This window comes from Methanobrevibacter sp. (assembly GCF_045116495.1).
In the GTDB taxonomy this organism is placed as follows: domain Archaea; phylum Methanobacteriota; class Methanobacteria; order Methanobacteriales; family Methanobacteriaceae; genus Methanocatella.
The window spans coordinates 1-4,321 of the sequence record NZ_JBGULU010000118.1 but is presented as its reverse complement, the minus strand read 5'-3'; the positions used below and the strand labels follow the sequence as shown (position 1 = coordinate 4,321).

Here is a 4,321-nt window from a genome sequence, read left to right as displayed (position 1 = left end):
TGATTAAACTCGGAAGAGTTCCAAGAAAAGTTAAATGGGTTAAAGAATGATTCAAAAAAGTTTTGTAATGATGAAACCGGACGCTGTTCAAAGACGTCTTATGGGTAAAATATTATCCCGTTTTGAAGATAAAGGTCTTCAAATTGTTGCTTGTAAATTAATTCAAATTGATGAAGATTTAGCGAAAACTCATTATGGAGAACATGCTGAAAAACCATTTTTCCCAAGTTTAGTAGAATACATCACTTCATCCCCATCATTAGCTATGGTTATTGAAGGAGAAGAAGCTATTACTACTATTAGGAAATTAGTTGGTGCAACTAATCCTTTAGAAGCAGATCTTGGAACTATTAGAGGAGATTTCGGTATGGATACAGGTAGAAACATTATTCATGCTTCAGATGCTCCTGAATCTGCAGAAAGAGAAATTGCTCTTTTCTTTAATGAAGACGAAATTTGCGATTATAAAATCGTTGACAATGATTTAATTTACGAATAGATTTAGATTTAGAAATTTATTATATTAAAAAGATACTATGAAAATCAGATCCCCGATTGTATCCGTTTTAGGTCATGTAGACCATGGTAAAACAACTTTGTTAGATTATATTAGAGGAAGTACTATAGCTGACAGGGAAGCTGGAGGTATTACTCAACATATTGGTGCTACAGAAATCCCAAACGATACTATTGAAGAAATCTGTGGAAATTTCATCTCAAGATTAACTATCAAAGATTTAATTCCAGGATTATTCTTTATTGATACTCCAGGACATGCTGCATTCACTAGTTTAAGAAAACGTGGTGGTGCTTTAGCAGATTTGGCTATATTAATTCTTGATATTAATGAAGGTTTTAAACCACAAACTTATGAAGCAATTAATATTTTAAAAATGTATAAAACTCCTTTCATTGTTGTAGCTAACAAAATCGACATGATTTTTGGTTGGGAAACACATGAAGGTGCTTCTTTTAAGGAATCTTTTTCACAACAAGCTCCAAGTGTTCAACAGGAGATTGACACTAAAGTTTATGGACTTGTAGGTGAACTTTACAAAGAAGGTTTCCAATCTGAAAGATTTGACAGGGTAACCAATTTTGCTTCACAAATTTCCATCATTCCGATTAGTGCTAAATCCGGTGAAGGAATTATTGAAGTATTGGCTATGCTTTTAGGTCTTGCTCAGGAATATTTAACCGAGCAGCTTGAAATTAATGAAGATGCTCCTGCTAAAGGTACTGTCTTAGAGATTAAAGAAGAAATAGGATTAGGTCTCACTATTGACAGCATTATTTATGATGGTGTTTTACGAACTAATGATGAAATAGCTTTAATGACTTCTTCAAATGAAGTTTTAACAACTAAAATCAGATCTATTTTAAGGCCGCTTCCATTGGAAGAGATGAGGGATTCTAAAAAGAAATTCCAAAAATTCGATGAAGTTGTTGCAGCTGCAGGTATTAAAATTGCAGCACCAAATCTGGATGATGTTGTTTCTGGTTCACCACTTAGGGTTTTAAGTGAAAATGAAGATGTTGAAGAAGAAATTTTAAAGGAAATTGAAGACATTACTATCAGCACAGAAGATGAAGGTATTTTAGTTAAAGCTGATACATTAGGTTCTCTTGAAGCTATTGTAAAATTATTAAGAGAATTGGAAATTCCTATTCGTGAAGCAAACATAGGTGATGTGAGTCGTAGAGATATTATAAATTCATCTATCGCTTTAAATGAAAATGATGCACATGGTGCAATCATTGCCTTTAATGTTGATGTTCATCCTAATGCAGCGGATGATCTTAACAATTCCGACATTAAGCTATTTAAGGGAGATGTTATTTATCAAATCATCGAAGATTATGAAGCATGGATTGAAGAAATCGAGCAAGCTAAGAAGAAAGCATTTTACAATGCTATTATTAAGCCTGCAAAATTCATGGCTTTACCAAAACTTGTTTTCCGTCAAAGTAAACCGGCTATTATTGGAATTGAATCCATCAGCGGTACAATTAAACAGGGCCAAACATTAATTAATAAGAATGGCGAATATGTTGGAGTAATAGCCAGTATGGAAGATAAAGGCGAAACATTGCCTGATATATACAGAGGTCAAAGAGTTGCTATGGCTATTAAAGACGCTGTGGTTGGAAAACATTTCGATGAAGGGGATGAATTATATGTTGATGTCCCTGAAAAACATTATAAATTCATTGAAAGGGAATTTAAAGATAAATTAACTGAAGATGAATATGAAACTTTATATGAATTTTTAGAGATTAAACGTAAACAAGACCCAGATTGGGGTAAATTCGGTCTTTTTGAATAATAAATTGAGGGTTATAAAAAATTAAGGAGGAATACCATGGCATTCAAAGTAGTTGTGTCTGAAAAAGCTGAATCTTATCAAATTGAAGTCGATGAAACTAAAGCTTTAAATGGATTAGTCATCGGTGATGAATTTGATGGTGGACTAGTTGGTTTAGACGGTTACACTTTAAAAATTACTGGTGGTAGTGATAAAAACGGTTTTACTATGAAAAAAGATGTTTCCGGTACCAGAAGAATTAAAAGTTTATTAACTGGCGGTATTGGTTACCATCCTAAAGCAGATGGTGTTAAAAAAAGAAAAACCGTTAGAGGAAACACTATTGCTGAAGATATTGTACAAATCAACACTGTAGTTACTAAAGCTGGAAGTAAATCATTAGCTGATATACTTGGTGCTGATGAAGAAGAGGAAGAATAGTTTAACTATTTTTCTTATTTTACTTTTATGTTGAATTAAAATTATTAAAAAGGTGGTTATCTGTGAACGTACAGTCAGATGTTAACATAGGTTTAGTTGGTCATGTTGACCATGGTAAGACTACTCTTACTAAAGCATTATCCGGAGTATGGACTGATACTCACAGTGAGGAAACAAAAAGAGGTATTTCAATTCGTTTAGGTTATGCAGACATTGAATTTAGAAAATGTCCTAAATGCGATGAACCTGAATGCTACACTACTTCTGAAACTTGTGAAATCTGTGGGAGTGAAACTGAATTAATTAGAAAAGTGTCCTTTGTTGATGCTCCAGGTCACGAAACTCTTATGGCAACTATGTTATCTGGTGCTGCAATTATGGATGGTGCAGTGTTAGTAATTGCTGCAAATGAGTCTTGTCCACAACCACAAACTAAAGAGCATCTTATGGCACTTGATGTTATCGGTGTTAAGGATGTTATTGTAGTTCAAAATAAAATTGATATTGTATCAAAAGAAAGAGCTATTGAAAGTTATAATGAAATTAAGGAATTTGTTAAAGGTACTTGCGCTGAAGATGCTTTAATAATACCTGTATCTGCTCAACAAGGTGCTAATGTAGATATTTTAATTGAAGCAATGCTCAAACAAATTCAACCTCCAGAAAGGAATTTCGATGATACTGCTTTAATGCATGTAGCAAGATCATTCGATATTAATAAACCGGGTTCCGGTGCTGATAAAATTAAAGGTGGCGTAATTGGTGGAACTTTAATTCAAGGTACTTTCAAATTAGGAGATACTATTGAAATCAGACCAGGTCCTACCAATAATGGTGAAAGAATCACATTGCAATCTGAAATTATCGGCCTTGAAGCTAATGGAGAACAAGTTGAAGAAATCGGTCCGGGAGGACTTGTAGGTATTGCAACCAAATTGGATCCATCATTGACTAAATCTGATTCATTGTCCGGTACTGTTGCCGGTGAAGTCGGTACATTGCCTGATGTGTTGGATAGTTTTACAATGGAAGCTAATTTACTTGAACGTGTTGTAGGTACTAAAGAAGAAAGTGATGTCGCTCCAATTAAAATTAAAGAACCACTGATGATTAATTGTGGTACAACAACTACAATTGGTGTTGTTACTGCAACTAAAAAACATAAAGTGGATGTTACTTTAAAATTGCCAGTCTGCGCAAGCCCTGGTGATAGAGTTGCTTTAAGTCGTAGAGTTGGGGCTCGTTGGAGATTAATAGGTTACGGTATTATTAAATAGAGGGCAAATAATGGACTCTAAAGAAGTTGTAATCGATACCAATTTTTTTATGGTTCCTTTTCAGTTCAATGTTGATGTAATCACTGAACTTGAAAAATTATTACCTTCTTATAAATTAACTACTCCAAGCTTTGTTATCAATGAATTGAAGGGTTTGAAAAATAATAATAAAGGAAAAACAAGGTTAAATGCAAATTTGGCCTTAAAATTAGCTAATTCTTCAAAAATTGAAATAAAGGATATTTCATTATTAGAAAATGAAACTGTGGATGATGCGTTACTTAGAGTTTCAGAAGT

Annotated in this window: 5 protein-coding genes; all 5 read left to right on the top strand. The window is 33.5% G+C overall.

The features are described from left to right. Window positions 1–46: 46 nt before the first annotated feature. Window positions 47–499, top strand: a complete 453-nt coding sequence (ndk, locus tag ACJMLH_RS06435; RefSeq protein WP_295610861.1) for a nucleoside-diphosphate kinase — start codon at window positions 47–49, stop codon at window positions 497–499. A 37-nt stretch (window positions 500–536) separates the two neighbouring features. Next, the gene (infB, locus tag ACJMLH_RS06430) at window positions 537–2,327 is read left to right on the top strand and encodes a translation initiation factor IF-2 (RefSeq protein ID WP_405275881.1); all 1,791 of its coding nucleotides are present in this window, start codon (window positions 537–539) and stop codon (window positions 2,325–2,327) included. Between the two features lie 36 nt (window positions 2,328–2,363). Continuing rightward, window positions 2,364–2,747 (top strand): 30S ribosomal protein S6e, encoded by a 384-nt coding sequence (locus ACJMLH_RS06425; protein ID WP_405275879.1) that lies wholly within the window; start codon window positions 2,364–2,366, stop codon window positions 2,745–2,747. 62 nt (window positions 2,748–2,809) lie between these two features. After that, window positions 2,810–4,024, top strand: coding sequence for a translation initiation factor IF-2 subunit gamma (locus ACJMLH_RS06420; RefSeq protein ID WP_405275877.1), 1,215 nt, complete (start codon window positions 2,810–2,812; stop codon window positions 4,022–4,024). A gap of 10 nt (window positions 4,025–4,034) precedes the next feature. Further along, window positions 4,035–4,321, top strand: a 287-nt coding sequence (locus ACJMLH_RS06415; RefSeq protein WP_405275875.1) for a PIN domain-containing protein, incomplete at its 3' end; no start/stop codon positions are given.